Here is a 25437-nt window from a genome sequence, read left to right as displayed (position 1 = left end):
CAAACCATCATCTGCTGAGGCCTGTTATGACCGAGCTGAAAAATATCCGCAATTTCTCCATCGTGGCCCATATCGACCACGGCAAGTCGACGCTTGCCGACCGTCTGATCCAGTCCACAAATACCGTGGCGGATCGGGATATGCAGGCGCAGTTGCTTGACAGCATGGACATCGAACGCGAGCGCGGGATCACGATCAAGGCCAACTCCGTGCGCATCGACTACCATGCGCAGGACGGGCAGGATTATGTGCTCAACCTTATTGATACGCCCGGCCATGTCGACTTTGCCTATGAGGTCAGCCGCTCCATGCAGGCGGTTGAAGGCTCGCTTCTGGTGGTGGACGCCACGCAGGGGGTCGAGGCGCAGACGCTGGCCAATGTCTACCAAGCGATTGATGCGGATCACGAAATCGTTCCAGTGCTCAACAAGATCGACCTGCCCGCCGCCGAGCCGGAGCGGGTGTGCGAGCAGATCGAGGATGTGATCGGGATTGATGCCTCCGAGGCGATCGAGATTTCTGCCAAGACCGGCGTCGGCATCCCCGATGTGCTGGAGGCCATTGTGACCCGTCTGCCCGCGCCCAAGGGTGAGCGCGATGCGCCGCTCAAGGCCATGCTGGTCGACAGTTGGTATGACCCCTATCTGGGTGTGGTCGTGATGATCCGCGTTATTGATGGCACCGTCAAAAAAGGCGACCAGATTCGCATGATGCAGACGCGGGCCACCTACAAGATCGACAAGCTCGCCGTGCTCAAGCCGCAGATGGTGGATATTCCCGAACTCGGTCCGGGCGAGATCGGTATTTTTACCGCTTCGATCAAACAGGTGCGCGACACCAAGGTGGGCGATACGATCACCCATGAGAAAAAGCAGTGCGCCGAACCGCTTCCGGGGTTCAAGCCGTCGATTCCCGTGGTGTTCTGTGGCCTGTTTCCGGTCGATGCCAATGATTTCGATGACCTGCGTAGCGCAATCGAGAAGCTGCAACTCAACGATGCGTCCTTCAGTTCCGAAATGGAAACCTCTGCGGCGCTGGGATTCGGTTTCCGTTGCGGCTTCCTCGGGCTTTTGCACCTTGAGGTGATCCGCGACCGTCTGGAACGCGAATACGACCTTGATCTCATCACCACCGCGCCCTCTGTGGTCTACAAGATCTACATGAAGGACGGCACGGTCGAAGACCTGCACAACCCCGCCGACATGCCCGATCTGACCTATGTCGATCACATCGAAGAGCCGCGCATCAAGGCGACGATCATGGTGCCCGATGAGTATCTGGGCGATGTGCTCAAGCTCTGTCAGGACCGCCGCGGCATCCAGTTGGACCTGACCTATGCAGGGACCCGCGCGATGGTTGTCTATGACCTCCCGCTCAACGAAGTTGTGTTCGATTTCTATGATAGGCTCAAATCTATTACCAAAGGGTATGCGTCCTTCGATTACCAGTTCACGGAATATCGTGAGGACAATCTGGTGAAGATGCAGGTGCTTGTGAATGACGAGCCTGTGGATGCGCTGTCCATGATGGTGCACCGCGACCGCGCAGAGAGCCGTGGCCGTGTCATGTGCGAGAAGCTCAAGGAGCTGATTCCGCGCCATATGTTCAAGATCCCGATTCAGGCGGCGATTGGGGGCAAGGTGATCGCGCGTGAGACCCTGTCGGCGCTGCGCAAGGACGTGACGGCCAAATGTTACGGTGGTGACGCGACGCGGAAGAAGAAGCTTCTGGAAAAGCAGAAGGCGGGTAAAAAGAAGATGCGCCAGTTCGGGAAGGTCGAAATTCCGCAGGAAGCCTTTATCAAGGCGCTGAAGATGGACAATTGACGCGTTGCGCGAAAATCCTGTGCGATTGGTTTTCTAAGAGGCCGCCCTTCGGGGCGGTTTTTTCTTGTCTCCTTGTGCATTTTGGGCGTTTGGAAGGGTCGGTTTTGCCATCATTTCCCGCTCTGTGCGTCCGCTTTGAAAAGTTTTTTCGCAGGCCGGATGTTTTTTCGCGATTCCGTGCTTGACGAGGACACGCCCCGGCCATAGAACGCCCCTCACGTTCAGGACACGGTCCTGTTCGGGCAGTGAGCGGTTGTAGCTCAGATGGTTAGAGTGCCGGCCTGTCACGCCGGAGGTCGCGGGTTCGAGCCCCGTCAACCGCGCCACCACTGCCCAAGATTAGCGCCACTTAGGCGCCGCCTGAAAAGGCACAGCGCGGTTGTAGCTCAGCTGGTTAGAGTGCCGGCCTGTCACGCCGGAGGTCGCGGGTTCGAGCCCCGTCAACCGCGCCACTTTTCTTCCTCTCGACTTTCCTCCTCTGTGACATTCGAAAACGTGAACATCGCCAAGGGCGGATCACGCTTGCTATCTTGCGGCGTTTTGACGCAGCTTGCGTCATGACACATTTGACCCTGCGCGTCTTTGCGCTGCTTCTCCTTACGCTTGTCGCCTTTGCGGGCAATTCGGTGCTGACCCGTGCGGCGCTTGTCGATCCGGCCAATGGTGCGACCTCCTTTGCGGCGGTGCGGCTTTTGTCCGGTGCCTTGATGCTGGGTCTGATCGGTGGATTTGCCCGCCACAGCGTCACGCCGAGGCTTCGTGACCTCCCGGCTGTTCTGGCGCTCTTCCTCTATGTGCTGGGCTTCTCTCTGGCCTATCGCGCCATGTCGGCGGCGACCGGTGCACTCATTCTCTTTGCCTTTGTGCAGATCACCATGCTTGCCGTTGCATTGCTGCGCGGGGTGCGGCTGTCCGGCTTTGGCTGGCTCGGTCTGGCGCTGGCCTTGGGCGGGCTGGTGTGGCTCCTGTCACCGGGCCTGTCGTCGCCCCCGTTGACTGCGGCCCTGCTGATGTCCGGTGCGGGCGTGGCTTGGGGGGCTTACAGCATCTTGGGGCAGGGCGGCGGCGATCCTGTCGGGCGCAGCATTCGCAATTTCATCGGAGCCGTGCCCTTGGCGCTTGTCTTGCTGCTTGTCGTGCCTGTGAGCCTCACAGCCTCCGGCTGGGCGCTCTCCGTCGCTTCGGGAGCCTTGGCCTCTGCCTTGGGCTATGTGCTGTGGTATCGCGTGTTGCCGTTGATCCCCGTGCCCTTGGCTGCCAGCGCGCAGCTTTCTGTGCCGGTGATTACGGCGCTGGGCGGGGCGCTGCTGTTGTCAGAGCCGATCTCCCTGCAACTGGTCGGGGCTTGCGCGCTCGTCCTGACGGGGATTGCCCTCTCGGCACGCAAATAGAGCACCTGCGTCAGTCGATTCGATAGGGCAGGGTGCCGCGGCTGTTCGGGTCGATGGTCAGGCGGCGTTCCAGCGGCGGGATCGAGCGCTGATGACAGTCGCGACGTTCGCAAATCCGGCAGGAAATCCCGATCGGCTCGAAAGCGGCAGGTTTGGTCACGTCGAGATCGTCGGCATAGACCATCTCCGAGGCATGTGTGACCTCGCAGCCCAGTCCGATGGCGTAGCGGCGCACGGGCGCGTGGAAGGATCCGCCGGGTTTGGACACATCGCGGGCAATCGAGAGGTAGCGCACCCCGTCCGGCGTCTCGGCCAGTTGGCGCAGGAAATGTCCGGGGCGCTCGAAAGCCTGATGCACATTCCAGAGCGGACAGGCCCCGCCATAGCGGGCGAATTGCAGCCGCGTGGCAGAGTGGCGTTTGGTGATCGTGCCGGCCTGATCGACTCGGACGAAATAGAACGGAATTCCCTTCGCACCGGGACGCTGGAGGGTGGACAGACGGTGCGCGACCTGTTCGACCGACGCGCCGAAGCGTTCGGCCAGCATTTCCAGATCATGACGGGTCTCCTGCGCGGCTTCCAGAAACGCGCCGTAGGGCATTAGCGCGGCACCGGCGAAATAGTTCGCCATGCCGATCCGTGCAATCTCGCGGGCCTCTTCGCTCTGGAACCGCGCCAGATCAAGCGTGGCGTCCAGAAGTTTGCTTTGTGTGGTCAGGGCCAGCTGGTGCAAAATCTGGAAACGGCGCGTGGCGCTGGAGGCGCGTGAGGAGATGGTCAGCTCGCCCGCTCTGGCGTCGAAGCGGCGCAATTCCTTGTCGCCGGCGCGCAGGGTGATGCCCTTTTGCTCCAGTGTCTCGATGGCGGCACGCACGACATCGCGGGCCTCGCCGTGGGGACGGGCGAAATTCTCGGCGGCGCGGTCCACGGCGTCGATGTAATTGTCGCAATAGTGGAAGAAATCGCGCACCTCTTCCCAAGGGCTGGGACGTGCCGGACTGTTTTCGCGGTCCAGTGCCTCATCCATCGAGGCCAGGCGCTCCGTGGTCTGGCGATAGGCGCGGTGCAGTTCGAGGAAGGCGCGGGCCAGTGCAGGGGCGTTGGAGGCGGCGAGTCGCAGATCGGCCAGCGGCGGCGCGCCATCGGCAAAGACCGGATCGGCCAGCGCCTCGCGCATATCCGTCACCATGCGCTCGGCGTCACCCGAGCTCAACTCCGTGACATCAAAGCCGAATTCCTGAGCCAGTGCGAGCACAACGCCGGTGGAGACCGGACGGTTGTTGTTCTCCATCTGGTTGAGATAGGGCAGTGACACCCCGAGCTTTTCCGCGAACATACGCTGTGTCAGGCCGAGCCGCGTGCGGGTCTCGCGCAATTTTGCTCCGGCATAGAGTTTTTGCTGGGCCATTTGTCCTCGCTTTTGCGGATATTCGGGCAGGTTTCGCCCTTTGCAAAGTGGAATTTGCCACTGCAAACCCTGTCTTGCAAGGGGGGTGTTGCCGCTTAATCCTGTGAAAGCGGCCTAGCCGATGCCCAGAGCGCGTTCGCGGCGGACAACCCAAAGCGCCGCAAGGATGGAGGAGAACGAAGCGCAGAGCATGATCACCATAAGCGGCATGGCCCCACCGTCTTCGGTCAGCACGGAGCCAGCAAAAGCCGACAGAACTGCGCCGCCGCCGATATACATCGCGCCGCCCAGACCGGCGGCTGTGCCCGCGAGATGAGGGCGCACGGAGAGGGAGCCTGCGATGGAGTTGGGAAGCTGCATCCCGTTGCCAAGGCCCAGCAGTGTGATGAAGGCGAAAAAGCTTTCGGCTGTGGCGCGTTCGAGCAGGAACAGGCACAGCGAAGCCAGCACGCCCGCCGAGCAGACCGCAGCGCCAATGAGGATCATGGCGTTCATACCCAGCCGCGCCGAGAATTTCCCTGCCAGAAAATTGCCGAAGAAATAGCCGACGGCGGGGGCGGCCATATAGAGGCCCAAGCGGTCTTCGGTCAGGCCAAAGACATGGGAGCCCAAAAACGGCGCGCCGCCGAGAAAGGCGAAATAGGCGCCGGAGGCGGTGGCGGCGGAAATGGCATAGCCCAGAAACCGCTGCGAGCGCATGAGTTCGGGAAATCCGCGCAGGGCGTCGCGCATGGAGCCTTGCGATTTGGGTGCGGTTTCTCCGGCGTCGAAATAGACGGTGACGAGCAGGACAAGGCCCACGGCGAACAAAAGCCAGAAGCTGCTCTGCCAGCCGAACAGCGTGGTGAGATAGCCGCCGACCGTGGGGGCCGCCATCGGAACCAGAGACATGCCCATGGTGACATAGGCGATCATCTGTGCTGCTTCCTCGCCCGGCACCATGTCGCGCACGATGGCGCGGGACAGGACCATTGCGGTGACGATCCCCGCCTGAGCGGCGCGCATCAACAGGAAAATCTGCGCTGAAGGCGCAAAGATCGCGCCAAGGGTTGCGGCAAGGAAGATCAGGATGCCGCAGATCAGGACGGGGCGGCGCCCGAACCGGTCGGAGAGCGGCCCGATGGCCAGTTGCATCGTGGCATTGACCGCCAGAAAAATCGCAATCGAAAGCTGCATCACGCTATACTTGGTGCCGAAATATTCGGTCATCTCCGGCAGCGCGGGCAGGAACACGTTCATGCTCATGGCTGAGGTGCCCGCCATAAGCACGAGTGTCGCGATATGCGGCGGGGTGGTTCTGTCGAGGAAGCGTGAGATCGGTTTTTGAGCCATTACGCCAAGATACGCAGCCGCGCGGGTCTGTCCATGCGCAATCTGGCAGAGCGCGGCCTTGTTTTTGCACAGCCTGCCGGAAGGGCGGGTGCGTGGGTGGCGCAAGGACATGATTTCGGGGTGGTGAACGGCGGCGATTTGTTTGCAGTTTTGCGTTATTCAGCGTTTTGGGTTTGCATCTTTTGCAAATCTGCCAGACTCCGCTATGAAATATTATTGCGAGCACCTATGGTGCCAGAGAAATGACGAGGAGGCCTATCCGTGAAAGACATCATCCAAGAACTTCACGATCGCCGCGATGACGCCCGTTTGGGAGGCGGTCAACGTCGCATCGACAGCCAGCATGCCAAGGGCAAGCTGACCGCGCGCGAACGGATCGAACTGTTGCTGGACGAAGACAGCTTTGAAGAGTTCGACATGTTCAAAACCCATCGCTGCACCGACTTCGGTATGGAGCAGAGCAAACCCTATGGCGATGGTGTCATCACCGGTTGGGGGACGATCAACGGGCGGATGGTCTATGTCTTTTCGCAGGACTTTACAGTCTTCGGCGGATCTCTGTCGGAAACCCACGCCGAGAAAATCTGCAAGATCATGGATATGGCGGTGCAAAACGGCGCGCCTGTGATCGGGCTCAATGACTCGGGCGGTGCACGGATTCAGGAAGGGGTGGCCTCGCTCGCTGGCTATGCCGAAGTGTTCCAGCGCAATATCATGGCCTCTGGCGTCGTGCCGCAGATCTCCGTGATCATGGGGCCATGTGCGGGTGGTGCTGTGTATTCTCCGGCAATGACCGACTTTATCTTCATGGTTAAAGACACCTCCTACATGTTCGTGACCGGCCCTGACGTGGTGAAAACCGTCACCAACGAGGTTGTCACTGCCGAAGAACTGGGCGGGGCGTCGACCCATACGAAAAAATCTTCTGTCGCGGACGGGGCGTTTGAGAACGATGTGGAGGCGCTCACCGAAGTGCGTCGTCTGGTCGATTTCCTGCCGCTCAACAACCGCGAAAAGGCGCCTGTGCGTCCATTCTTTGACGAGCCGAACCGGATCGAGCCCTCTTTAGACACGATCATTCCGGACAACGCGCACACGCCTTATGATATGAAGGAAGTGATCCACAAGATCGCGGATGAGGGCGATTTCTACGAAATTCAGGAAGAGCACGCCAAAAACATCATCACCGGTTTTATCCGCCTCGAAGGCCAGACGGTCGGCGTTGTGGCGAACCAGCCGATGGTGCTGGCGGGCTGTCTCGACATTGACAGTTCGAAAAAAGCTGCGCGGTTTGTGCGCTTCTGCGATGCCTTTGAAATTCCGGTTCTGACGCTGGTCGATGTGCCGGGCTTCTTGCCGGGGACATCGCAAGAATACGGCGGTGTGATCAAACACGGGGCGAAACTCCTGTTTGCCTATGGCGAAGCTACCGTGCCGAAAGTGACCGTGATCACCCGCAAAGCCTATGGCGGGGCCTATGACGTGATGGCGTCCAAGCACCTGCGCGGGGATTTCAACTACGCATGGCCGACCGCAGAGATCGCGGTGATGGGGGCCAAAGGGGCAACCGAGATCATCCACCGTGCCGACCTTGGCGATGCGGAGAAGATTGCAGCGCATACGCAGAACTACGAAGACCGGTTCGCCAATCCCTTCGTGGCTGCCGAACGGGGCTTTATCGATGAGGTGATCCAGCCGCGCTCGACCCGCAAGCGGGTGGCACGGGCCTTTGCGAGCTTGCGCAACAAGAAGCTCGAAAACCCCTGGAAAAAACACGACAATATCCCGCTGTAAGGCGGGGTGTCGGATCCCCTATGGGCCAAACTCGCTGGCATATTTTCACGGAAGACGGTGCGCTTACATTGGCGCGCCGGATGCCCGCGCGGTTCGATGTTGCGGCGACGACCGTGATCGAAGGCGGGGCTGGCTTGCGCAAGGCCCGTGTGGCGCATCAGGTGCGTCAGGACATGTGGCGTGCGCTTCAGAACCTGCGCGGCTTTGCGCCCGTGGTGCGGGTGCGCAGTTCGGGGGACGACCTTGAGATCACCGCTGGCGGCTCGGTCGCCGGACGGTTCCCGAAAGCCGAGACAGAGGCGCGCATCCGTGCTGTGCTCGACAATGAACACCACCGTGCCCGTTGGGGCCGATATGCAAAGGAGGCCAAGAGATGATTGCACGACTGTCCGCGTTGACCATGCTGGCCTCGGTTTTGGCTGTTTCAGCAGTCGCAGACCTGTCGCCTGTTGAACCGCAGGTTTTGACCCCGCCCTCGGGGCAGCCGGTGGAGTTTTATGAGACGATCATGGATCAGCCTGCGATGGGGCTGACCGCGCGGTTCCGGTTCCTTGCGCCGCAATTGTCACACTATATCGACAGTTTGAGCTATGAGGAACTGGAGGCCGATCTGTCCTATCTGTGCGACAGCTATGCCCTGCCGCGTCTGAGCACGCCCGAGCCTGCGATGATCGTGATTTCCCTGACCGAAGCCCCCGTGGAATTCGGCGCACCCGCGCCAGATATGGCGCAGGTTTTCGAGGCCTATCACCCTGAGGACGGGTCTTGTGAATGGGAGGCGTTCTGATCATGGCTCCGAAGTTCCATATGTTCTCCAGCGGCCCGCGTCCCGTTGCTCCGTTTTCCCATGCGGTCGAGGATGACGGCTGGGTGATCCTGACCGGCCAGATGCCGACCGATCCCGAGGCACCGGACGCTCCTCTGCCGGAGGGGATCGAGGCGCAAACCCGTCGCGTGATGGACAATCTTTTACTGATTTTGGGCGAATTGGGCCTCGGCGCAGAGCATATTATGCAGTGCCGGTGCTTTTTGACCGCGTTTGAACGCGACTATGCCCTGTTCAACGAGACCTACAAAAGCTACTTCCCCGCAGACAGGCTACCGGCACGCACCACAGTGGGCGTGACCGCTTTGGCCGTTGGCGCTCTGGTCGAGATCGACCTGATCGCCCGTAGACCTGACCCAGAGACGTGAGAGGGAAGACAGCTGATGGCACGCGATTACATGCTCAAACACAAGGGGTTTCCGGGACGTTTGCCCGGCTCCGACTATCAATTCACCATCCGGCGCGCGAACCCCAAAGGGGTGACGCCGATCAAGGCGCTGGAACGCTACAAGGATCGCAAGGCAGCGGACAAACGCGCCGATGCGGGGTTCATGAAGGCCTTGTGGGAGTATTTCGGCGAAGAAGAATTCGAACGCGGCAATCTGGACGCTGGGCGGTTGTCCTGGCTGTTCGGACGCGAGGTTGTGCCGGCCGATCCGGACGATTTTGATCCGGCCTCCTATGAGGCCCGCCTGAAGATCGACGCGCGCCGCGCGATGGCCTCTTTCCCCGAAATTTTCGCGGAAGATGCCCCTGAGGACATGCCCGATTGGGACGAAATGTGGAACGGAGAGAGCGACGAGTGATGCGCGGGTTTTTGCTTGGCATAACGGCATTTGCGCGAACTGCTGCCAGTTTTGGCGGGCAGGGCGGCTGCGCTCTTGTGAAGATGCAGGCAAAATCCCATCCTCAAATCATGGCAAAGACGTCCAGCAACGTCGGAGCCTGTTCTGAAAACCGTTACCCTTCCCCTCTGGCGAGGTCTGTGCTTCCCCCGCACGGCCCTCGCCACTCTTTCTCCGGTCGGGGCGGTTTGCTGTTTCCGGCCTCCGGTGCTGGGCGTTGTTTCGCCGAGGCACTCCGTGTTTGCGAAATGTTCTTTGCTCAGGCGGTTGACTGGGCTAGAATCCACTCAGTCATAACCACATCAAGAGCAGAAAAATGCGCAAATCCATTCTTATTCTCGGCCTCGTCTCTTCCGCTGTCCTCGCGGGCTGCATGTCTACCGACGGTGAACGTGCCCTCGCAGGTGCCGCAGCAGGTGCAGTTGTCGCCGATGCGACCGACAACAACGCGCTCACAGGCGCGGCTATCGGCGCGCTCGCGGGCACCTATTGCGACGACGCAGGCATTTGTAACTGATCACTATGCTTTGACCGGCGCGCAGGCGCGTCGGTTTGAGACCATACAAAAACGCTTCCCGGGCCAGCCCGTCCGGGGGGGCTTTTTTTATGCTTGAAACGTTTTCGAAAGCCGCTGGCAGACAGCGGGCTGTGAAAGCGTCCACGACGATTGAGCGTTGTATGCGTTTCCGGTTCAAGTCGTGTTTCAACATGGACTGGAAACGCTTTGAAACCACTGGCCTGATCCGGGGATGGCCCGCCAAGACGCGGTCCCGGATGTGGCAGCTTTAGGAAAGGGAGAGGGACGGGAGATGTTCGACAAGATTTTGATTGCGAACCGTGGCGAGATTGCCTGCCGGGTGATGAAAACCGCCAAGAAAATGGGGATCAAGACGGTCGCCATTTATTCCGACGCGGACAAGAACGCGCTGCATGTTGAGATGGCGGACGAAGCCGTGCATATCGGTCCGTCGCCGGCCAACCAGTCCTATATTGTCATCGACAAGGTGATGGACGCGATCCGGCAGACCGGCGCGCAGGCGGTGCATCCGGGCTACGGGTTCCTGTCCGAGAACTCCAAATTCGCCGAGGCGCTCGCCGCCGAAGGTGTTGCTTTCGTCGGCCCGCCCACGGGTGCGATCGAGGCGATGGGCGACAAGATCACCTCCAAGAAACTGGCCCAAGAGGCCGGTGTCTCCACCGTTCCGGGGTATATGGGCCTGATCGAGGACGCGGATGAGGCGGTGAAGATTTCTAATGAAATCGGCTATCCGGTGATGATCAAGGCCTCCGCCGGTGGTGGCGGTAAGGGTATGCGGATTGCATGGAATGACGAAGAGGCCCGCGAGGGGTTCCAGTCGTCCAAGAACGAGGCCGCAAGCTCCTTTGGCGACGACCGGATTTTCATCGAGAAATTCGTGACCCAGCCGCGCCACATCGAAATTCAGGTTCTGTGCGACTCTCACGGTAACGGCATCTATCTCAACGAGCGGGAATGTTCGATCCAGCGCCGCAACCAGAAGGTCATCGAAGAGGCGCCGAGCCCCTTCCTTGACGAAGCTACCCGCAAGGCGATGGGGGAGCAGGCCGTGGCACTGGCCAAGGCCGTGGATTACAGCTCTGCGGGCACGGTGGAATTCATCGTGGACGGAGATCGCAACTTTTACTTCCTGGAGATGAACACCCGTCTTCAGGTGGAACACCCTGTCACAGAGATGATCACCGGTATTGATCTGGTCGAACAGATGATCCGTATCGCCGATGGCGAGCCGCTCACGATCACGCAGGACGATGTGAAAATCAACGGCTGGGCGATGGAAAGCCGCCTCTATGCCGAAGACCCCTATCGCAATTTCCTGCCGTCGATCGGCCGGTTGAGCAAATATCGCCCGCCTGCGGAGATTGTCACCAAAACCAACATGGTGCGCAATGATACCGGCGTGTTCGAGGGTGGCGAAATCTCGATGTATTACGACCCGATGATTGCCAAGCTTTGCACATGGGGACCGGATCGGGCGACCGCGATTGAAAACATGCGCAATGCGCTCGACGCCTTCGAGGTGGAAGGCATCGGTCACAACCTGCCGTTCCTCTCGGCGGTCTATGACCACCCGAAATTCGTTTCGGGGAACATGACCACCGCCTTTATCGAAGAGGAATATCCCGACGGGTTCCAAGGGGCCACGCTGCCCTATGAGGAACTGGAACGGATCGCGGCTGCGGCTGCGGCCATGTATCGGGTGACGGAAATCCGGCGCGCGCGTATTTCGGGCCGCATGGACAACCACGAACGCATGGTGGGGGCGGATTGGGTCGTCCAGATCGGGGAGTATGATTTCCCGCTGACCATCGAAGCCGACAAGAACGGCTCCACCGTGCTGATCAACGACAAGAAACATCGTTGCGAAAGCACTTGGGTGCCGGGGCAGACTTTGGCGCTGATCGACATGGAACACGGGACGCTGACGCTCAAGGTTGGCAAAATCCCCGGTGGTTTCCGCATCCGCAACCGTGGCGCGGACCTCAAGGTTTTTGTGCGCACACCGCGCGCGGCGGAACTGTCGAAACACATGATCGAGAAACTGCCGCCGGACACGTCGAAAATGTTGCTCTGCCCGATGCCGGGCCTGATCGTGAAAGTCGATGTGGAAGAGGGCGACGAGGTGCAGGAAGGTCAGGCGCTTTGCACCGTCGAGGCGATGAAAATGGAAAACATCCTGCGCGCAGAACGCAAGGGCGTGGTGTCCAAGATCAACGCCGGAGCGGGCGACAGCCTTGCGGTTGATGAAGTGATTATGGAGTTTGAATAACTCTCATGCAGGCGCGGTGCGCATATCAGACAGGGGCGGGACGCGCCCTTGTCTCGGGCGGTGAGGTCATAGCCTCGTCGCCTTGCCGCGCCTGTGTGTCGCTTTTGGCTTTGGTCCGTGTCGGGCACGCAGGGCTGCGCGGGGGGCGGGCTTACCTGTCCGCCAGCTCCTGCTGTCTGAGCGGGGTCTTGTCAATCGCACGGGTGATCTCGCGCACGTCCCACGGCACAGGTTTGCGGAACATCACGCTCCCGTCCTTGTCCACGATGACAAGGGCAAAGCCGCGAGGCCGCAGGGCCGTGCGGATCGGAGAGCGTGCATCCGGATCCGTGTCGGTGAGCACCACGACGTCGCGTTCAAGCAACGGGTCGGGGCGATCCTCCAGAAGGGCAATCTGGTCACTGAAAGACGGGTCCAGAGGGCTGTCGGCAAAGATCACCAGCACGCGCGCGGCCCATTTGAACTCCGACAATTCGGTCTCGCCCGCAGGCTGGATCAGCGGCACCGGCTCTTGTGGCGCTTCGGTGGCCTCCTGCGCAGAGGCAAAGGGTGCGGGCATGAGAAAAAGCGCAGTAAGTGCTGTGGCATAGAGATGTTTCATCGGTCCTCCCGGGGTGTACCCTATATAGGGCGGCGGGACGGCCAAACCAAGGATGATCGCACCCTTTAGGGAGATGCGAGTGAATGACGGAGAGGAGCCGGAGATGACGGACAGGAAAAAGTGGGAAGAACTGGCCACGAAAGAACTCAGGGGCAAGCCGCTTGAGTCATTGCAGTGGGAGACTTTGGAGGGGATCAAGGTCAAGCCGCTCTATGCCGAAGACGACCTGCAGGACATGGCCCATCTCGGCAATACGCCCGGCACGGCGCCCTTCACCCGTGGCGTGAAAGCGACCATGTATGCGGGCCGCCCGTGGACCATTCGCCAATATGCGGGCTTCTCCACAGCCGAAGAATCCAATGCGTTTTATCGCAAGGCGCTGGATGCGGGGCAGCAGGGGGTCTCTGTGGCCTTCGATCTGGCAACGCACCGTGGCTATGACTCGGATCATCCGCGCGTTGTGGGCGATGTGGGTAAGGCCGGTGTGGCGATTGACTCGGTCGAGGATATGAAAATCCTCTTTGACGGCATCCCGCTCGACAAGGTGTCCGTGTCGATGACCATGAACGGCGCGGTGATCCCGATCCTCGCCAGTTTCATTGTGACCGGTGAGGAACAGGGCCATGATAAATCCGTGCTCGCAGGGACCATTCAGAATGACATTCTGAAAGAGTTCATGGTGCGCAACACCTATATCTATCCGCCCGAACCCTCGATGAAGATCATTGCCGATATCATCGAGTTCACCGCCAACGAGATGCCGAAATTCAACTCTATCTCGATTTCCGGCTACCACATGCAGGAAGCGGGCGCGAACCTTGTGCAGGAGCTGGCCTTCACGCTGGCCGACGGGCGTGAATATGTGCGCACCGCGATCAACGCCGGCATGGATGTCGATAAATTCGCCGGCCGCCTGTCGTTCTTCTTCGCCATCGGCATGAATTTCTTCATGGAGGCGGCAAAGCTGCGGGCGGCGCGGTATCTGTGGACCCGCGTGATGGAGGAGTTCGAACCCAAGCTCGAAAAATCCAAAATGCTGCGGACCCACTGTCAGACCTCGGGCGTGTCCCTGCAAGAGCAAGACCCCTATAACAACGTGATCCGCACGGCCTACGAGGCCATGTCGGCGGCGCTTGGCGGCACGCAAAGTCTGCACACCAACGCACTCGACGAGGCCATCGCGCTGCCCACAGAGTTCTCCGCACGCATTGCCCGTAACACCCAGTTGATCTTGCAAGAAGAGACCGGCATCACCAATGTCGTCGATCCGCTGGCGGGGTCCTACTATGTCGAAAGCCTGACCAAGGAACTGGCGGACAAGGCTTGGGCCCTGATGGAAGAGATCGAGGACATGGGCGGCATGACCAAAGCGGTCAATTCCGGCATGCCGAAGCTGCGCATCGAGGAAACCGCGGCCAAGCGTCAGGCGCAGATCGACCGTGGCGAAGAGGTGATCGTCGGCGTCAACAAATACCGCAAGGACAATGAAGACCCGATCGACATTCTCGACGTGGACAACGTGGCCGTGCGCAAGAGCCAGATTGCCCGTCTGGAGAAAATCAAAGCCACCCGCGACGCCGCGAAGGTCGAAGAGACCCTTGGTGCGTTGGAAGCAGCGGCGAAATCCGGCGAGGGCAACCTCCTCGCACTGGCGGTCGAAGCCGCCCGTGCCCGTGCAACCGTGGGAGAGATTTCAATGGCGATGGAGAAAGCATTCGGGCGGCACCGCGCCGAAGTGAAAACCCTCGCGGGCGTCTATGGGGCGGCCTATGAGGGGGACGAGGGCTTTGCCCAGATCCAGAAGGATGTTGAAACCTTCGCAGAGAAAGAGGGTCGTCGCCCGCGGATGCTTGTGGTCAAGATGGGCCAAGACGGGCACGATCGCGGCGCGAAAGTCATCGCCACGGCCTTTGCCGATATCGGCTTCGACGTCGATGTTGGCCCGCTGTTCCAGACGCCGGAAGAGGCCGCACAGGACGCCATCGACAACGATGTGCATATTGTCGGCATCTCGTCTCAGGCCGCCGGTCACAAGACGCTCGCGCCGAAACTGATCGAGGCGCTGAAAGAGCAGGGGGCCGAGGACATCATCGTGATCTGTGGCGGCGTGATCCCGCAGCAGGACTACGAATTCCTCTACAACGCAGGGGTGAAGGCGATCTTCGGGCCGGGAACCAATATTCCGGCAGCGGCGCGTCAGATTCTTGATCTGATCTCGACCGAGTAAGTTTCGTAGCTCACAATACGCAATGAAAAAGGGCCGGGGGAATGATCCTCCGGCCCTTTTGCTGTGTCTCTGGCAGATGTTACTGCGCAGGCTCTTGCACCTCTGCGGCGGTGATCTCTGCGTCTTCCACCTTGTCCTCCTTGTTGTCTTCTTCGGAGGGGGCCAGTCGCAGCACGGTGAAGCCGATGATCGCGGAGATCACGGAACCCGACAGCACGCCGATCCGCACTTCGTTCATGTAGAAGGCATCCTCAAAGGACAGCCCGCCGATAAAGAGCGACATGGTGAACCCGATCCCTGCAAGGGCTGCGACGCCATAGATGTGCAGCCATGTGGCCCCGAAAGGCTTTCTGGCGATGCCGAGTTTGACGAGCGCCCATGTCATGCCGAAGACACCGATCTGCTTACCCAAGATCAGACCCAAAGCGATGCCCAGAGGCAGCGGGGAGAAGACATCGGCCAGCGTCACGCCGGAGAGCACGACGCCCGCATTAGCGAAGGCGAAGATCGGCACGATCAGGAAGAATACATAGGGCGAGAGGGCATGTTCCAGCGAGTGCAGCGGCGACTTGCCCCATTTATCCTTGATCGGGATGAAGAAGGCTGTAATCACCCCCGCGAGCGTCGCATGGACGCCGGATTTCAACACCAGAACCCAGAGCACCGCACCCAGAAGAATGATCGGCGCGATCCGGTGGATGCCGGAGCGGTTGAGGTAGAACATGATCGCCAGCGGGATGAGCGCGAGGAAAAGATAATCCAGATGCAGCTCTGCCGTGTAGAAAAACGCGATGATCAGAATGGCGCCCAAGTCGTCAAGGATCGCCAGTGTCAGCAAAAAGACCTTGAGCGATGAGGGTACGCGATCTCCCACCAGCGCCAGAATACCAAGCGCAAAGGCAATGTCGGTGGCCGCAGGAATGGCCCAGCCGCTATGGGTTTCGGGCGAGGAAATGTTGAGCGCGAAATAGATGAGGGCAGGCATCAACATCCCGCCGACGGCCGCCATACCCGGCAAGACCACGTCCCGCGGGTTCTTGAGCTTGCCCTCCATCAATTCGTGTTTGAGTTCCAGCCCCACCAGCAGGAAAAACACCGCCATCAATCCGTCATTGATCCAGAGAATCAAAGGTTTGGAGAGGCCGTTTTCACCAAGCTGCACGGTGAAATAGGATGATAGGGCACCGTCATAATAGGGGTGAAGCGAGGAGTTGGCCACGATCATGGCCGCGACAGCTGCGACCATGAGCACGATGCCGCCGGAAATCTCACTGTCGAAAAACTGTTCCAATTTGCGGAGGAGCATTGTCTTTTTCTGTTCTTTCCTGAAAGTTCATTTAAAAGTGCGCCGTATAAAGATGGGGTCGATCTCCAAGGTTTCAATAAGGACACGATGAATGACCTATCAGATTGATCATTTGGTGATTTCCGCCGGTGATCTCGAACAGGGACGTGACTGGGCGGAAACGCTTTTGGGCGTCGAATTCGGCCCGCGCGGGGAGCATCAGGACATGGGGACGGAAAACCGTCTCGTGGCGATGACGCGGCCGGACGGGGAAAAAGCCTATCTCGAAGTGATCGCCCCTGACCCGAAGGCACAACGACCGGATTTTCCAAGATGGTTCGATCTGGACAACTTTGGTGGCCCGCCGAAACTGACAAACTGGGTCGTCTCCTGTCCAGATCTTGAGGAGGCATGGGAACTGGCTCCCGCCAATGTTGGTCGGATCATGTCGTTTCAGAGGGGCGATTATGCGTGGCGGATGATTGTGCCGGAAACAGGAATTCTGCCTTTTGACAACTGTTTTCCCGCGTTGATCGAGTGGCACTCGGCGCATCCTGTGCCCAAGCTGCCCGATCCGGGGCTGAGGTTCCGCAGGCTCAAGATTGCCCACCCTGATGCCGAAGGGCTGCGTGCGGTGCTTGCACCTTTTGTCTCGGCCATGGAAAATGTTCGAATCGTACAAGCTCAGACACCGGCATTGACCGCAGAAATCGGAACTGACTCCGGGGAGATATGGATCGCATGACAGAGAAACCTTTCCTACGCGAAGCCGTGGCCACAGATGCCGCTGCGCTCAAAGCCATAATGGCCCCTGTGATCGCAGGCTCGACAGCCTCGTTTTCCTCAGAAGAGCGCGATGAGACCGCATGGGCGGCGATGGTCGAGGACCGTCTGGCGCGAGGCCGCGCGTTCTATGTCGCCGAGCTTGCCGGCGAGGTGGTGGGATATGCCACCTATGACCAGTTCCGCCCCGGCAACAACGGCTACCGGTTCACCATGGAACATTCCGTCTATCTCAAGGACACGGCCCAAGGCTACGGGCTTGGCCGGACGTTGATGCTTACGGTCGAACAACATGCGCGCGAGGCGGGGCATCATTCAATGATCGCTGCGGTGGATGCCGACAATGCGGGCTCCATCGCCTTTCACAAGGCTCTAGGCTATGAGGAGGCGGGGCGCATTCCGCAGGCGGGTTTCAAATTCGACCGCTGGCTGGACGTGTTGTTTTTGCAGAAATTCCTGTGAGTTCACAGATTTGTCGCGGGACTTGAGCGGGCGCAAAGTGTAAGCTCGCCTCATGTCGATTTGGTCTAAAATATTAGAAGCGCTCAAGGCGCTCAGAGCAGGGGAAAGCCTGTCAAAAGTGTTCGAGCAGTTTCGCTCGGACCCTGAACGGCGCGTGGGCTTTGCCATCGCTGTGATTGCGTTGGGGGCGAAAATGGCCAAAGCCGACGGGCTTGTGACCCGCGCAGAGGTCACGGCCTTTCGCGAGGTGTTCCACATCGCGCCCGAGGACGAGGTCGCCGCCGCTCGCGTTTTCAACCTTGCACGTCAAGACGTTGCGGGTTTTGAGGATTACGCCAAAAGCGTGAAAAAGATGTATGGCACGGATTGTCAGCCGCTTATGGATATCATGGACGGGTTGTTCCATATCGCGATGGCCGACGGGACGTATCACCCCGGAGAGGATGCGTTCCTGACCCGTGTGGCCGAGATTTTCGATGTGAACGAACGCGCTTTTCGGGCGATGCGGGCGCGCTATGTGCCCGATGCGCAGCGTGATCCCTATGATATTCTGGGCGTTGATCCCACCGCGCCCTTGGCGGAGATCAAATCGGCCTATCATGCTTTGGTGCGCGAAACCCATCCCGACCGGATGATCGCCCGCGGCGTGCCGGAAGAGGCGATCCGGCTTGCGTCCGACCGGATGGTGGAGATCAACGCGGCGTGGGAAGAAATCACCGGAGACCGCGCGGCGTGATCCGGATTGCGACCTATAACGTCGAGTGGTTCGACAGTCTGTTTGACACCCAAGGCCGCCCGATGGCCGATGACCGATGGTCCGCCCGCCACAATATCACCCGCGAGATGCAGCTTGATGCGCTCGGCATCGTGTTCAACGCGCTGGATGCCGATGCGATCATGGTGATCGAGGCGCCGGACACCAGCCGAAAGCGCGACACCGTGCGCGCGTTGGAGCAATTTGCGGATTGGGCCGGATTGCGGGCGATGGCTGTGGAGATGGGATATGTCAACGAGACGCAACAGGAAATTGCGTTCATGTATGACCCGCTCGTGTTACGTGCGCAGCATGATCCGATGGGGACGGCTGCCGGTTTGGCAGAAGAGGGCGAGCCGCCCGCGTTCAACTCCGTGTATCGGCTGGACCTCGACACGGATCGCGACCGCGAGAAAGTCCGGTTTTCCAAGCCGCCTCTGGAACTGGCGATGGAGCTTCGCGAGACGGGCTTTGCCTTTCGCATGATCGGGGTGCATGTGAAGTCGAAAGCGCCTCACGGGGCGCGCAATCGCGATGATGTGATCCGCATTTCTATCGAAAACAGGCGAAAGCAACTGGCGCAATGTATCTGGTTGCGCGAGCGGGTGGAGCAGCATTTGCACGCGGGTGAACCGTTGATCGTGCTGGGCGATTTCAACGACGGGCCGGGACTGGACGAATATGAAAAGCTGTTCGGGCGGTCTGGCGTCGAGATCGTCATGGGGCGCGAAGATCCGGATGTGCCGCCCGAAATGCGGCTCTGTGATCCCCATGCGACCGAAGCCTTGTCGCGGCGCGGCAATCAGGGGCTCACCTCGGCGCGGTTTTATATCGAACAGGAAAATCGCTATCTCTCGGCGCTTTTGGACTATGTGATGGTGTCACAGAGCCTGACGCCAAACGCCAAATGGCGCATCTGGCATCCGTTTGATGATCCGGTCTGTTTCAACACTCCGGAATTGCAACGCGCGCTTATTGCGGCCTCGGACCACTTTCCGGTGACGGTCGATCTGGATCTGCCTGCGAAAGGGAAGGGGTGAAATTTCCGGCCACAGCGCGTATATGTGGGGCATGAAACATCTTGCTCTGATCCCTGTGCTGTTCTGTGCGCCCCCTCTTTGGGCGGAGGCCGCGCCGGAAATCTCACCTGATACCGCACCGCCGGAGGCGGAAGACGGCTGGTCCTTGTTGCGCGAGGGATCAAGGCTGTTGCTGGAGCAGTTGTTCGATGAGATGGCCCCCGCGCTCGAAGACCTTGAGGGGTTTGTGGGCGACCTGAATGCTTATGAGGCGCCGGTGATCCTGCCTAATGGCGACATCCTGATCCGTCGCAAGCCCGAGCCGCCGCAAGAGGCCACGCCCGATGCACCGGACGGGGCGATTGATTTGTAGCGATTAACCTTTGAGGTGGCGCACTTCGGTTTTCGCGCCGAGACTGTTGGCCAAGGACTGAAACCGCGCCTTCGTAACCTCGCCAAACAGGTCTTCGGCTTCGGGGCGTAGTGTCAGAACGAGTTCTTTTTTCTTCGGATAATAGGTCAGTTTCGCCATATTCGTCGGCACATCCACGGCAAACATCGCGCCGAACCGCATGGCCTTGCCCAGAACTTCGGCGTCGCGGATTTCTTTGTCCGACAGCATGTCGATCAGGTCGGCAAAGGGCGTGTTGTCACGGGAATTCTTGTACCGGTGCAAAAGCGCAAGGCCGAGGAAGATCCGCTCTTTATGGTTTAGTCCGCCCAGATTGGCCCGCGTGGCATTGTCGAAACAGACCTCGGCGCGGTAGTCGGGATGGGCCCGCCATGTCACGTCATGTAGGAGACAGGCCGCACGGATGAGCCGCATTTTCTCATATTGGCGCGCGCGGAACATCGGCTCGATAAAGGCATGCAACTGTTTGCCAAAGCCCGGAATGCGCGCGTCTTTCATTTCCGAGAATCGGCAGGCCTCGATCAACGGGTCTCTCTCGCGCACCGTTTGCGGCATTTGCTCATACAAAAGCCCCTCGCGGATGCCATAGGAAGAGACGCAAATCTCTTTCGGATGAAAGGTGCGCACCAGTTGGCGCAGCACTTCGGAGGCAATCGGGACCAGCGCCATGCGTGTCGAGGATGTCCCCGTTTTTGCCCGCAGTTTCCCCATGTCGCTATTGCGAATGAACTTGATCGTGTCGGTCACGGACCGGCTCGACATCCGGTATTCATGCAGCACATGCAGGGGATAGTTGCGCCGCTCCATATCGATCCGCGCAATCGCCCGCCATGAGCCGCCGACAAGGTAAATGCGCGGGTGATCCGTGCCCATGGTCTCGGCGAGGTCTTTCATGATTGGCGCGATATGGTCCTTGAGCCCCTTGCGCCCGCCTTTCAGCCCCTGAAGTTTCAGAGGCCCCAAGGGGGAGGTGACGCGTTTGCCAACTTCGCCGTGCGACACGACCGCGAGTTCCATTGAAGACCCGCCAATATCGCAGACAAGCCCGTTCGCCTCCGGCCAGCCAAGCAACACCCCCTGTGCCGAAAGCCGCGCTTCCTCTTCGCCGTCAATCACCCAAAGGCTGAGGCCTGTTTCCCGTTCGATTTCTTCGCGAAACGCTGGTCCGTCCTGAGCTTCGCGCACCGCCGCAGTTGCCACAGCGGTCAGGGGTGGGATACCCATGCCCTGTGCCAGTTTCTGAAACCTCCGGATCGCAGACAGGGCACGTTTTTTGCCCTCGGGGTTGAGCCGTCCGGTTTCCCGCAGCCCTGCGCCCAGCCCGCACATGATCTTTTCGTTGTAGAAATAAGCCGGGCTGCGTGCCGCGCCATCAAAGACGACAAGCCGGACAGAGTTCGATCCCACATCGACCACACCCACACGCGACAGGGCGCGGGCCTCCTCGTCGAGAAACAGCGGGCGGCCGAACACGCCCCAATCCGGTTGTCCCGTCGCGGTTTGCGCAAGTTCGGTCATGTCGATGTTCTTCCCTTAGAGCGTTCGCTGATGAAGCTGTTTCGGATTTGACAAAAACCCACTCCAAACTGCATGGCTGTCGCTGTCTTTCTCACAAGTGAGCGCCTCACAGATTAGAGAAACGCTTCGGGTTCGGGGCGACAGTGCCAAATGGCTCTGGCTTCGTCAATTGCATGGAACGCTATGTGTCAGAATGGGGTTTCTTTGCCTCAGTCTTCCGGCGGGAACAGGCTTTGGGCAAGGCTGCGGGAAATCGGTTTGCCCGCGCGCAGGGCTTCGCGGTCAAGTGCTTCGACGAGATCGCGCGCGGAGGCGGCGGAGCGCTCCATACGTTTGACAAGCCACGGAATAAGGGCGACGGGGACTTTGATCTGGCGATCTTCGAATTGTTTGACGAGCATGGCGGTGAGCAGCATATCGTCAGGCGGGTCGATGCGGGTCACGGTCGTGCCTTGCATGCGGGAGGCCAGATCGGGCAGGGTCAGGGACCAGTGATTGGGCGGTGTTTCGGCGGTGATCAGAAGACGGCCGCCCTCGGCTAGGGTGAGGTTGTGCAAATGGAACAATGCGTTCTCCGCCTCGCGGGAATTGGCGAGCTCAGGCAGGTCGTCGACATCTTCGACGACGACAAACCGACGCGCGGCCAGTTCCGGAATATTTGCCGATGTGAGGTCTGCTGCGGGCAGGATTGCTGCGTCGTGTTCGGCGGCAAACACATGCGCCATATGCGTTTTCCCCGACCCAGAAGGGCCGACAAGCACCAGCTTTCCGGAGGGCCATGTGTCGACTGCATCAAGCGTTGCCAGCGCTACGGCATTTGAGGGCGAGACGAAAAAAGCGTCACGCCCCAGCACTTGGCGGGTGGGAAGGTCAAGGATGAGCTGTTCGGACATAGGTCAGCTTTCAGGGGTGTCCTGCGGATGGGACGTATCAGCGCTCTGTCCGCGATAGAGGAGGCTGTCGCGATATTGTTCAAGGCCGAACCGGACGAGGACACCGAGGGCTGCGGTGATCGGGACGGCGACGAGCATGCCGACAAAGCCGAACGTGGAGCCGAAGGCCGATAGCGCAAAGATCAGCCAGACCGGATGCAGCCCGATGGAGGAGCCGACAAGATTCGGGGTCAGGATGTTGCCCTCGAAAAACTGGCCGATGGCAAAGATGCCGACGACGGCTGCGATCCACTGCCATTCGCCCCAGAACTGGAAAAGCGCCAGCCCGATTGACAGGGTGCCGCCAACTATGGCGCCCACATAAGGAATGAAGGTTAACGCACCGGCGATGGCACCTGCCACGAGGCCGAATTTGAGGCCGACGAGCATGAGACCGGCGGCATAAAACGTGCCGAGGATGAGACAGACCGTCCCTTGACCGCGGATGAAGGACGCCAGTGTTCGGTCAATGTCCGAAGACAGGCGGCGAATGACTGGCGCGTGGTCACGCGGCAGCAATGCGTCAATGCGGGCCACCATGCGGTCCCAATCCATCAACAGGTAGAAGGTGATGACAGGGACGAGCACCAGAAGCATCACGACGTTGAACAGGCTCATGGCGGAGGCTATGGCACCAGAGAGCAATTCGCCGCCTTTGGACTGAATGGTCTCGCCGATTTGTGCGAGTGTCTGGCGAAGCTGGCTGCCTTCATCAAGTAGGACCGGAAACTTTGCCATCAGGAAGGTTTGCAGGTTGTCGATCAACTCCGGTGCAATATTGACCAGTTCGGTGGCTTGTTTGACCAGTGTCGGAAGGACGAGCAAGGCAATCACAACGAAAAGAATGGCCGCAACAATCGTGATCACAACGGTTGCCGCGATACGGTTCAGGCCCCAGCTCTCAAGCTTGTCTGCCACAGGGTCGAGCATATATGCGACAGCCATGCTGAGGACAAAGGGCAGAATGATATCGCCCAAAAACCACAAAAGCGCAAAGAAGACCGCCGCAGCGATCCCCCAGTATTTCATCTGATCGCGGACCGGTAATGCCATATCGCCCTTTCGCCTTTGTCCCCATATCGCCTGTCACGATATGGGTTTCAAGGGGAAGTGTCGTCTTCTGTGCCAGAAGGGCGGTTTCTCTGTGCCGTTACCCTGCTGCTGAAAAACTTTGGTCGTATCCGTCCTGTTCCTCAGAGGTTTCATGCGGGGTTGTGACAAAGGTCTGAACCATCTCGCTTAATGCGCGCGCGCCTTCGGACAGAAGCTTGTTGGCGGCGGTGGTCTGTTCGAACATGGCCGCATTTTGTTGGGTGACGCTTTCGAGTTCCGAGATGGAGTGGTTCACATTGGAGAGGTTCTGCGACTGGTCGCGTGTGGCTTCTGCGGAGGATTGCAGGCGACGCGTAATTTTGTCGACAGAGGCCTTAATGCCACTCAAAGCGTCTCCGGTCCGTTTGACGAGATCGACACCGTCCTGAACCTGTTGGTTGGAGCGGGCGATAAGCTGATTGATTTCCCGAGCGGCATCCGAGGAGCGTTGCGCCAGAGCGCGCACCTCGGAAGCAACGACAGCGAAACCACGTCCGGCATCTCCCGCACGGGCGGCCTCGACGCCGGCATTGAGGGCTAGAAGGTTGGTCTGGAACGCGATGTCATCAATCACGGAGGTGATTTTGTTGATCTCATGCGAGCTGTTTTCCAGACCACTCATGGCATCAACAGCCTGCTCCATGATAACAGAGCTGTCCGCGGCTTCTTTGGAGGTGGCCTCCGCAAGCGTTTGCGCGTCGGAGGATTCGGAGGCGACGGAATGAAGCGCCTTTGTCAGATCCTCTACGGCATGGGCAATTTCAGTCAATGTGGCGGCCTGACGTTCTGTTCGGGCGGAAAGGTCATTCGCGGAAGTGGAGATTTCGCGCGACTGGGTTTGAATATCGCAGGAATGTTCGCGCACGTCATGGATGGCCGCCGCCAACTTTTCTGTGGCGCTGTTGAAACTGTCCTTGAGGCCGACATAGGCAGGGTCGAGGGCCTCGGTGATCCGTGTGCTCAAATCCCCCGATGACAATTGGTCGAGATGAAGCTCGAAGACCGTGAGGAGGTGTTGCAACGCCTGATCGTGCTTTTCCCGGGCCTGATCGTTTTGTGCCTGAAGCTTTTCGCGCTCCTGTCGGGCAAGTTCGTTTTCATGTAGGGCCTCTTCTGCAGCGCGACCGGCAGCTTCGGCTTGTGCGGAGGATTCGCGGGCCTGTGCCAAAGCTTCTTCGGCGCGTTGTTTTTCCTGCTGCGCGGAGGCCATGGCGGCTTTGGCCTCGTCGGCGGCTTGCAGGGCTTCTTCCGTCTTGCGGGCGGTCAACTCGCTGCCTTGCCAGCGCTTCAGGATCATATAGAAAAGAGCGATGGATTCGAGCACGACGATGACAGCATGGAATGTGGTGCGCTCGATGTTGAACCAGAGATCGGTCGAAGGATAAACGAGCGCTGGCATGGCAAATGTCAGAACAAGGTGATGCACGGCAATGGTGCCCGCCGAGATGATAAGGGCGCGTAGGCTTGTCATCAGGCTGATCATGGCGAGCACGGCAAAATACAACATGTGACTGTCGATTTGCAGCGGATTGCCGATCAAGGCCGCATTGCATGTAATGGCGGTTCCGACCATGGCTTGAGCGGTCAGAATATGTGCGGCACTTGGTTTCAGCCGTGATGCGATGAGGCCAAGTGCGGCGAAGATGCCGCCCCCGATCACCGCGGTGGTGAGGTCACCTTGCGCGATGGCAATCATGGCAATCATGGCAAGGCTGAAGCCAACATTTGCTTTTGACAGAATGCCTGTGGCTTCGTTTTGAATGGTGGAAAGTTCTTGAGAAGGGTTAGACATTTTCAATTCCGCAAAGCTGAGCAATTTTTGAACCATCAAGGACGAACCATACGCCCGCGTGGGAGAGTGCGATAAGGTCGGCCTCCGATCGTGTGTCGACCAAAGTGCCGAAGGGGGCACGAAGCGGGCCGATCCGCGTGAGGCCGACCCGCGCCAGCATTTGATCCGCATCTTCCCATGGTGGAATGATTGCGAGTGTCGGGGTTTCGCCACGGACAGGGCCGCTGAGCACTGTGACGAGTGTCAGACCAAAGGCGAGGACCGTCGCTATGACAGAAAATATATGCTGCATTCGGGTGTCGACCTTGCGTTGGTGTGGCTTGTGATGGCT

The 25437-nt window shown here is 59.4% G+C and carries 24 protein-coding genes and 2 tRNA genes; 17 read left to right on the top strand and 9 right to left on the bottom strand.

Annotation, left to right across the window (positions count from 1 at the left end):
* Positions 1-26: 26 nt before the first annotated feature.
* The 4 genes from lepA to KO492_RS15830 all read left to right on the top strand — a co-directional run bounded on the left by lepA (position 27) and on the right by KO492_RS15830 (position 3217).
* Complete coding sequence (gene lepA / locus KO492_RS15845) at positions 27-1826, top strand: translation elongation factor 4 (protein WP_216045813.1); 1800 nt, start codon at positions 27-29, stop codon at positions 1824-1826.
* Between the two features lie 249 nt (positions 1827-2075).
* Positions 2076-2152 (top strand) — tRNA-Asp (locus KO492_RS15840).
* A 49-nt stretch (positions 2153-2201) separates the two neighbouring features.
* Positions 2202-2278 (top strand) — tRNA-Asp (locus tag KO492_RS15835).
* A 105-nt stretch (positions 2279-2383) separates the two neighbouring features.
* Positions 2384-3217 (top strand): DMT family transporter, encoded by an 834-nt coding sequence (locus tag KO492_RS15830; RefSeq protein WP_252735551.1) that lies wholly within the window; start codon positions 2384-2386, stop codon positions 3215-3217.
* Between the two features lie 10 nt (positions 3218-3227).
* Here KO492_RS15830 and KO492_RS15825 read toward each other — a convergent pair whose 3' ends face one another.
* Together KO492_RS15825 and KO492_RS15820 are read right to left on the bottom strand one after the other, a co-directional pair.
* Positions 3228-4625: a helix-turn-helix domain-containing protein gene (locus KO492_RS15825; protein ID WP_216045812.1), complete on the bottom strand. Its 1398-nt coding sequence runs from the start codon at positions 4623-4625 to the stop codon at positions 3228-3230.
* 114 nt (positions 4626-4739) lie between these two features.
* The gene (locus tag KO492_RS15820) at positions 4740-5957 is read right to left on the bottom strand and encodes a multidrug effflux MFS transporter (RefSeq protein ID WP_216045811.1); all 1218 of its coding nucleotides are present in this window, start codon (positions 5955-5957) and stop codon (positions 4740-4742) included.
* 261 nt (positions 5958-6218) lie between these two features.
* Here KO492_RS15820 and KO492_RS15815 point away from each other — a divergent pair, with 261 nt between their 5' ends.
* The 7 genes from KO492_RS15815 (at position 6219) to KO492_RS15785 (ending at position 12229) form a co-directional block, all read left to right on the top strand.
* Entirely contained in the window at positions 6219-7751 is a 1533-nt protein-coding gene (locus KO492_RS15815; protein ID WP_066599447.1) for an acyl-CoA carboxylase subunit beta, read from the top strand.
* 20 nt (positions 7752-7771) lie between these two features.
* Complete coding sequence (locus KO492_RS15810; protein ID WP_216045810.1) at positions 7772-8128, top strand: hypothetical protein; 357 nt, start codon at positions 7772-7774, stop codon at positions 8126-8128.
* Complete coding sequence (locus tag KO492_RS15805) at positions 8125-8538, top strand: DUF6497 family protein (RefSeq protein ID WP_252735550.1); 414 nt, start codon at positions 8125-8127, stop codon at positions 8536-8538. The genes KO492_RS15810 and KO492_RS15805 overlap by 4 nt, the downstream gene beginning before the upstream one ends.
* Positions 8523-8945, top strand: coding sequence for a RidA family protein (locus KO492_RS15800; protein ID WP_252735549.1), 423 nt, complete (start codon positions 8523-8525; stop codon positions 8943-8945). Before KO492_RS15805 ends, KO492_RS15800 begins: the two co-directional genes overlap by 16 nt.
* A 30-nt stretch (positions 8946-8975) precedes the next feature.
* Complete coding sequence (locus KO492_RS15795; RefSeq protein ID WP_216045958.1) at positions 8976-9383, top strand: hypothetical protein; 408 nt, start codon at positions 8976-8978, stop codon at positions 9381-9383.
* Positions 9384-9738: 355 nt separating this feature from the next.
* Positions 9739-9939 (top strand): glycine zipper 2TM domain-containing protein, encoded by a 201-nt coding sequence (locus tag KO492_RS15790; RefSeq protein ID WP_066599437.1) that lies wholly within the window; start codon positions 9739-9741, stop codon positions 9937-9939.
* 292 nt (positions 9940-10231) lie between these two features.
* Entirely contained in the window at positions 10232-12229 is a 1998-nt protein-coding gene (locus tag KO492_RS15785) for an acetyl-CoA carboxylase biotin carboxylase subunit (RefSeq protein WP_216045809.1), read from the top strand.
* Between the two features lie 151 nt (positions 12230-12380).
* On the opposite strand, the gene KO492_RS15780 is transcribed toward KO492_RS15785, so the two are convergent.
* Positions 12381-12830, bottom strand: a complete 450-nt coding sequence (locus KO492_RS15780) for a DUF4174 domain-containing protein (RefSeq protein WP_216045808.1) — start codon at positions 12828-12830, stop codon at positions 12381-12383.
* A gap of 103 nt (positions 12831-12933) precedes the next feature.
* Here KO492_RS15780 and scpA point away from each other — a divergent pair, with 103 nt between their 5' ends.
* Positions 12934-15057, top strand: a complete 2124-nt coding sequence (scpA, locus tag KO492_RS15775) for a methylmalonyl-CoA mutase (RefSeq protein WP_216045807.1) — start codon at positions 12934-12936, stop codon at positions 15055-15057.
* Positions 15058-15136: 79 nt separating this feature from the next.
* Here the strand turns inward: scpA and nhaA are convergent, their stop codons facing one another.
* A complete protein-coding gene (gene nhaA, locus KO492_RS15770; RefSeq protein ID WP_216045806.1) occupies positions 15137-16363 on the bottom strand; it encodes a Na+/H+ antiporter NhaA in 1227 nt (408 codons plus the stop codon).
* Between the two features lie 91 nt (positions 16364-16454).
* Here nhaA and KO492_RS15765 point away from each other — a divergent pair, with 91 nt between their 5' ends.
* The 5 genes from KO492_RS15765 to KO492_RS15745 are packed head-to-tail and all read left to right on the top strand — an operon-like array spanning position 16455 to position 19733.
* The gene (locus KO492_RS15765; protein WP_216045805.1) at positions 16455-17087 is read left to right on the top strand and encodes a VOC family protein; all 633 of its coding nucleotides are present in this window, start codon (positions 16455-16457) and stop codon (positions 17085-17087) included.
* Positions 17084-17587, top strand: coding sequence for a GNAT family N-acetyltransferase (locus KO492_RS15760; RefSeq protein WP_066599419.1), 504 nt, complete (start codon positions 17084-17086; stop codon positions 17585-17587). Before KO492_RS15765 ends, KO492_RS15760 begins: the two co-directional genes overlap by 4 nt.
* 52 nt (positions 17588-17639) lie before the next feature.
* Positions 17640-18323: a molecular chaperone DjiA gene (locus tag KO492_RS15755; protein ID WP_216045804.1), complete on the top strand. Its 684-nt coding sequence runs from the start codon at positions 17640-17642 to the stop codon at positions 18321-18323.
* Entirely contained in the window at positions 18323-19381 is a 1059-nt protein-coding gene (locus KO492_RS15750; RefSeq protein ID WP_216045957.1) for an endonuclease/exonuclease/phosphatase family protein, read from the top strand. The genes KO492_RS15755 and KO492_RS15750 overlap by 1 nt, the downstream gene beginning before the upstream one ends.
* Before the next feature lie 31 nt (positions 19382-19412).
* Positions 19413-19733, top strand: coding sequence for an AAA+ family ATPase (locus tag KO492_RS15745; RefSeq protein WP_216045803.1), 321 nt, complete (start codon positions 19413-19415; stop codon positions 19731-19733).
* A 3-nt stretch (positions 19734-19736) separates the two neighbouring features.
* On the opposite strand, the gene KO492_RS15740 is transcribed toward KO492_RS15745, so the two are convergent.
* From KO492_RS15740 to KO492_RS15720, 5 genes are all read right to left on the bottom strand, one after another.
* Positions 19737-21290, bottom strand: a complete 1554-nt coding sequence (locus tag KO492_RS15740; protein WP_216045802.1) for a Ppx/GppA family phosphatase — start codon at positions 21288-21290, stop codon at positions 19737-19739.
* A gap of 209 nt (positions 21291-21499) precedes the next feature.
* The gene (locus tag KO492_RS15735; protein WP_216045801.1) at positions 21500-22183 is read right to left on the bottom strand and encodes a DnaA ATPase domain-containing protein; all 684 of its coding nucleotides are present in this window, start codon (positions 22181-22183) and stop codon (positions 21500-21502) included.
* 3 nt (positions 22184-22186) lie between these two features.
* On the bottom strand, positions 22187-23275 hold the full coding sequence (locus tag KO492_RS15730; protein WP_216045800.1) for an AI-2E family transporter: 1089 nt from the start codon (positions 23273-23275) through the stop codon (positions 22187-22189).
* A gap of 97 nt (positions 23276-23372) precedes the next feature.
* Positions 23373-25106: a methyl-accepting chemotaxis protein gene (locus KO492_RS15725; RefSeq protein WP_216045799.1), complete on the bottom strand. Its 1734-nt coding sequence runs from the start codon at positions 25104-25106 to the stop codon at positions 23373-23375.
* Positions 25099-25398, bottom strand: a complete 300-nt coding sequence (locus tag KO492_RS15720) for a hypothetical protein (protein ID WP_216045798.1) — start codon at positions 25396-25398, stop codon at positions 25099-25101. The genes KO492_RS15725 and KO492_RS15720 overlap by 8 nt, the downstream gene beginning before the upstream one ends.
* Positions 25399-25437 lie beyond the last annotated feature (39 nt).

Source organism: Celeribacter halophilus, from assembly GCF_018860305.1.
Lineage (GTDB): Bacteria > Pseudomonadota > Alphaproteobacteria > Rhodobacterales > Rhodobacteraceae > Celeribacter > Celeribacter halophilus_A.
The sequence above is the reverse complement of the archived record's forward strand: the minus strand, read 5'-3'. Positions and strand labels throughout refer to the sequence as shown.

Bases quoted from the DNA above. Each gene is read 5' to 3' on its own strand.
- lepA (WP_216045813.1), top strand. From the start codon at position 27: ATGACCGAGCTGAAAAATATCCGCAATTTCTCCATCGTGGCCCATATC.
- KO492_RS15830 (WP_252735551.1), top strand. From the start codon at position 2,384: ATGACACATTTGACCCTGCGCGTCTTTGCGCTGCTTCTCCTTACGCTT.
- KO492_RS15825 (WP_216045812.1), bottom strand. From the start codon at position 4,625: ATGGCCCAGCAAAAACTCTATGCCGGAGCAAAATTGCGCGAGACCCGC.
- KO492_RS15820 (WP_216045811.1), bottom strand. From the start codon at position 5,957: ATGGCTCAAAAACCGATCTCACGCTTCCTCGACAGAACCACCCCGCCG.
- KO492_RS15810 (WP_216045810.1), top strand. From the start codon at position 7,772: ATGGGCCAAACTCGCTGGCATATTTTCACGGAAGACGGTGCGCTTACA.
- KO492_RS15805 (WP_252735550.1), top strand. From the start codon at position 8,125: ATGATTGCACGACTGTCCGCGTTGACCATGCTGGCCTCGGTTTTGGCT.
- KO492_RS15800 (WP_252735549.1), top strand. From the start codon at position 8,523: ATGGGAGGCGTTCTGATCATGGCTCCGAAGTTCCATATGTTCTCCAGC.
- KO492_RS15795 (WP_216045958.1), top strand. From the start codon at position 8,976: ATGCTCAAACACAAGGGGTTTCCGGGACGTTTGCCCGGCTCCGACTAT.
- KO492_RS15790 (WP_066599437.1), top strand. From the start codon at position 9,739: ATGCGCAAATCCATTCTTATTCTCGGCCTCGTCTCTTCCGCTGTCCTC.
- KO492_RS15785 (WP_216045809.1), top strand. From the start codon at position 10,232: ATGTTCGACAAGATTTTGATTGCGAACCGTGGCGAGATTGCCTGCCGG.
- KO492_RS15780 (WP_216045808.1), bottom strand. From the start codon at position 12,830: ATGAAACATCTCTATGCCACAGCACTTACTGCGCTTTTTCTCATGCCC.
- scpA (WP_216045807.1), top strand. From the start codon at position 12,934: ATGACGGACAGGAAAAAGTGGGAAGAACTGGCCACGAAAGAACTCAGG.
- nhaA (WP_216045806.1), bottom strand. From the start codon at position 16,363: ATGCTCCTCCGCAAATTGGAACAGTTTTTCGACAGTGAGATTTCCGGC.
- KO492_RS15765 (WP_216045805.1), top strand. From the start codon at position 16,455: ATGACCTATCAGATTGATCATTTGGTGATTTCCGCCGGTGATCTCGAA.
- KO492_RS15760 (WP_066599419.1), top strand. From the start codon at position 17,084: ATGACAGAGAAACCTTTCCTACGCGAAGCCGTGGCCACAGATGCCGCT.
- KO492_RS15755 (WP_216045804.1), top strand. From the start codon at position 17,640: ATGTCGATTTGGTCTAAAATATTAGAAGCGCTCAAGGCGCTCAGAGCA.
- KO492_RS15745 (WP_216045803.1), top strand. From the start codon at position 19,413: ATGAAACATCTTGCTCTGATCCCTGTGCTGTTCTGTGCGCCCCCTCTT.
- KO492_RS15740 (WP_216045802.1), bottom strand. From the start codon at position 21,290: ATGACCGAACTTGCGCAAACCGCGACGGGACAACCGGATTGGGGCGTG.
- KO492_RS15735 (WP_216045801.1), bottom strand. From the start codon at position 22,183: ATGTCCGAACAGCTCATCCTTGACCTTCCCACCCGCCAAGTGCTGGGG.
- KO492_RS15730 (WP_216045800.1), bottom strand. From the start codon at position 23,275: ATGGCATTACCGGTCCGCGATCAGATGAAATACTGGGGGATCGCTGCG.
- KO492_RS15725 (WP_216045799.1), bottom strand. From the start codon at position 25,106: ATGTCTAACCCTTCTCAAGAACTTTCCACCATTCAAAACGAAGCCACA.
- KO492_RS15720 (WP_216045798.1), bottom strand. From the start codon at position 25,398: ATGCAGCATATATTTTCTGTCATAGCGACGGTCCTCGCCTTTGGTCTG.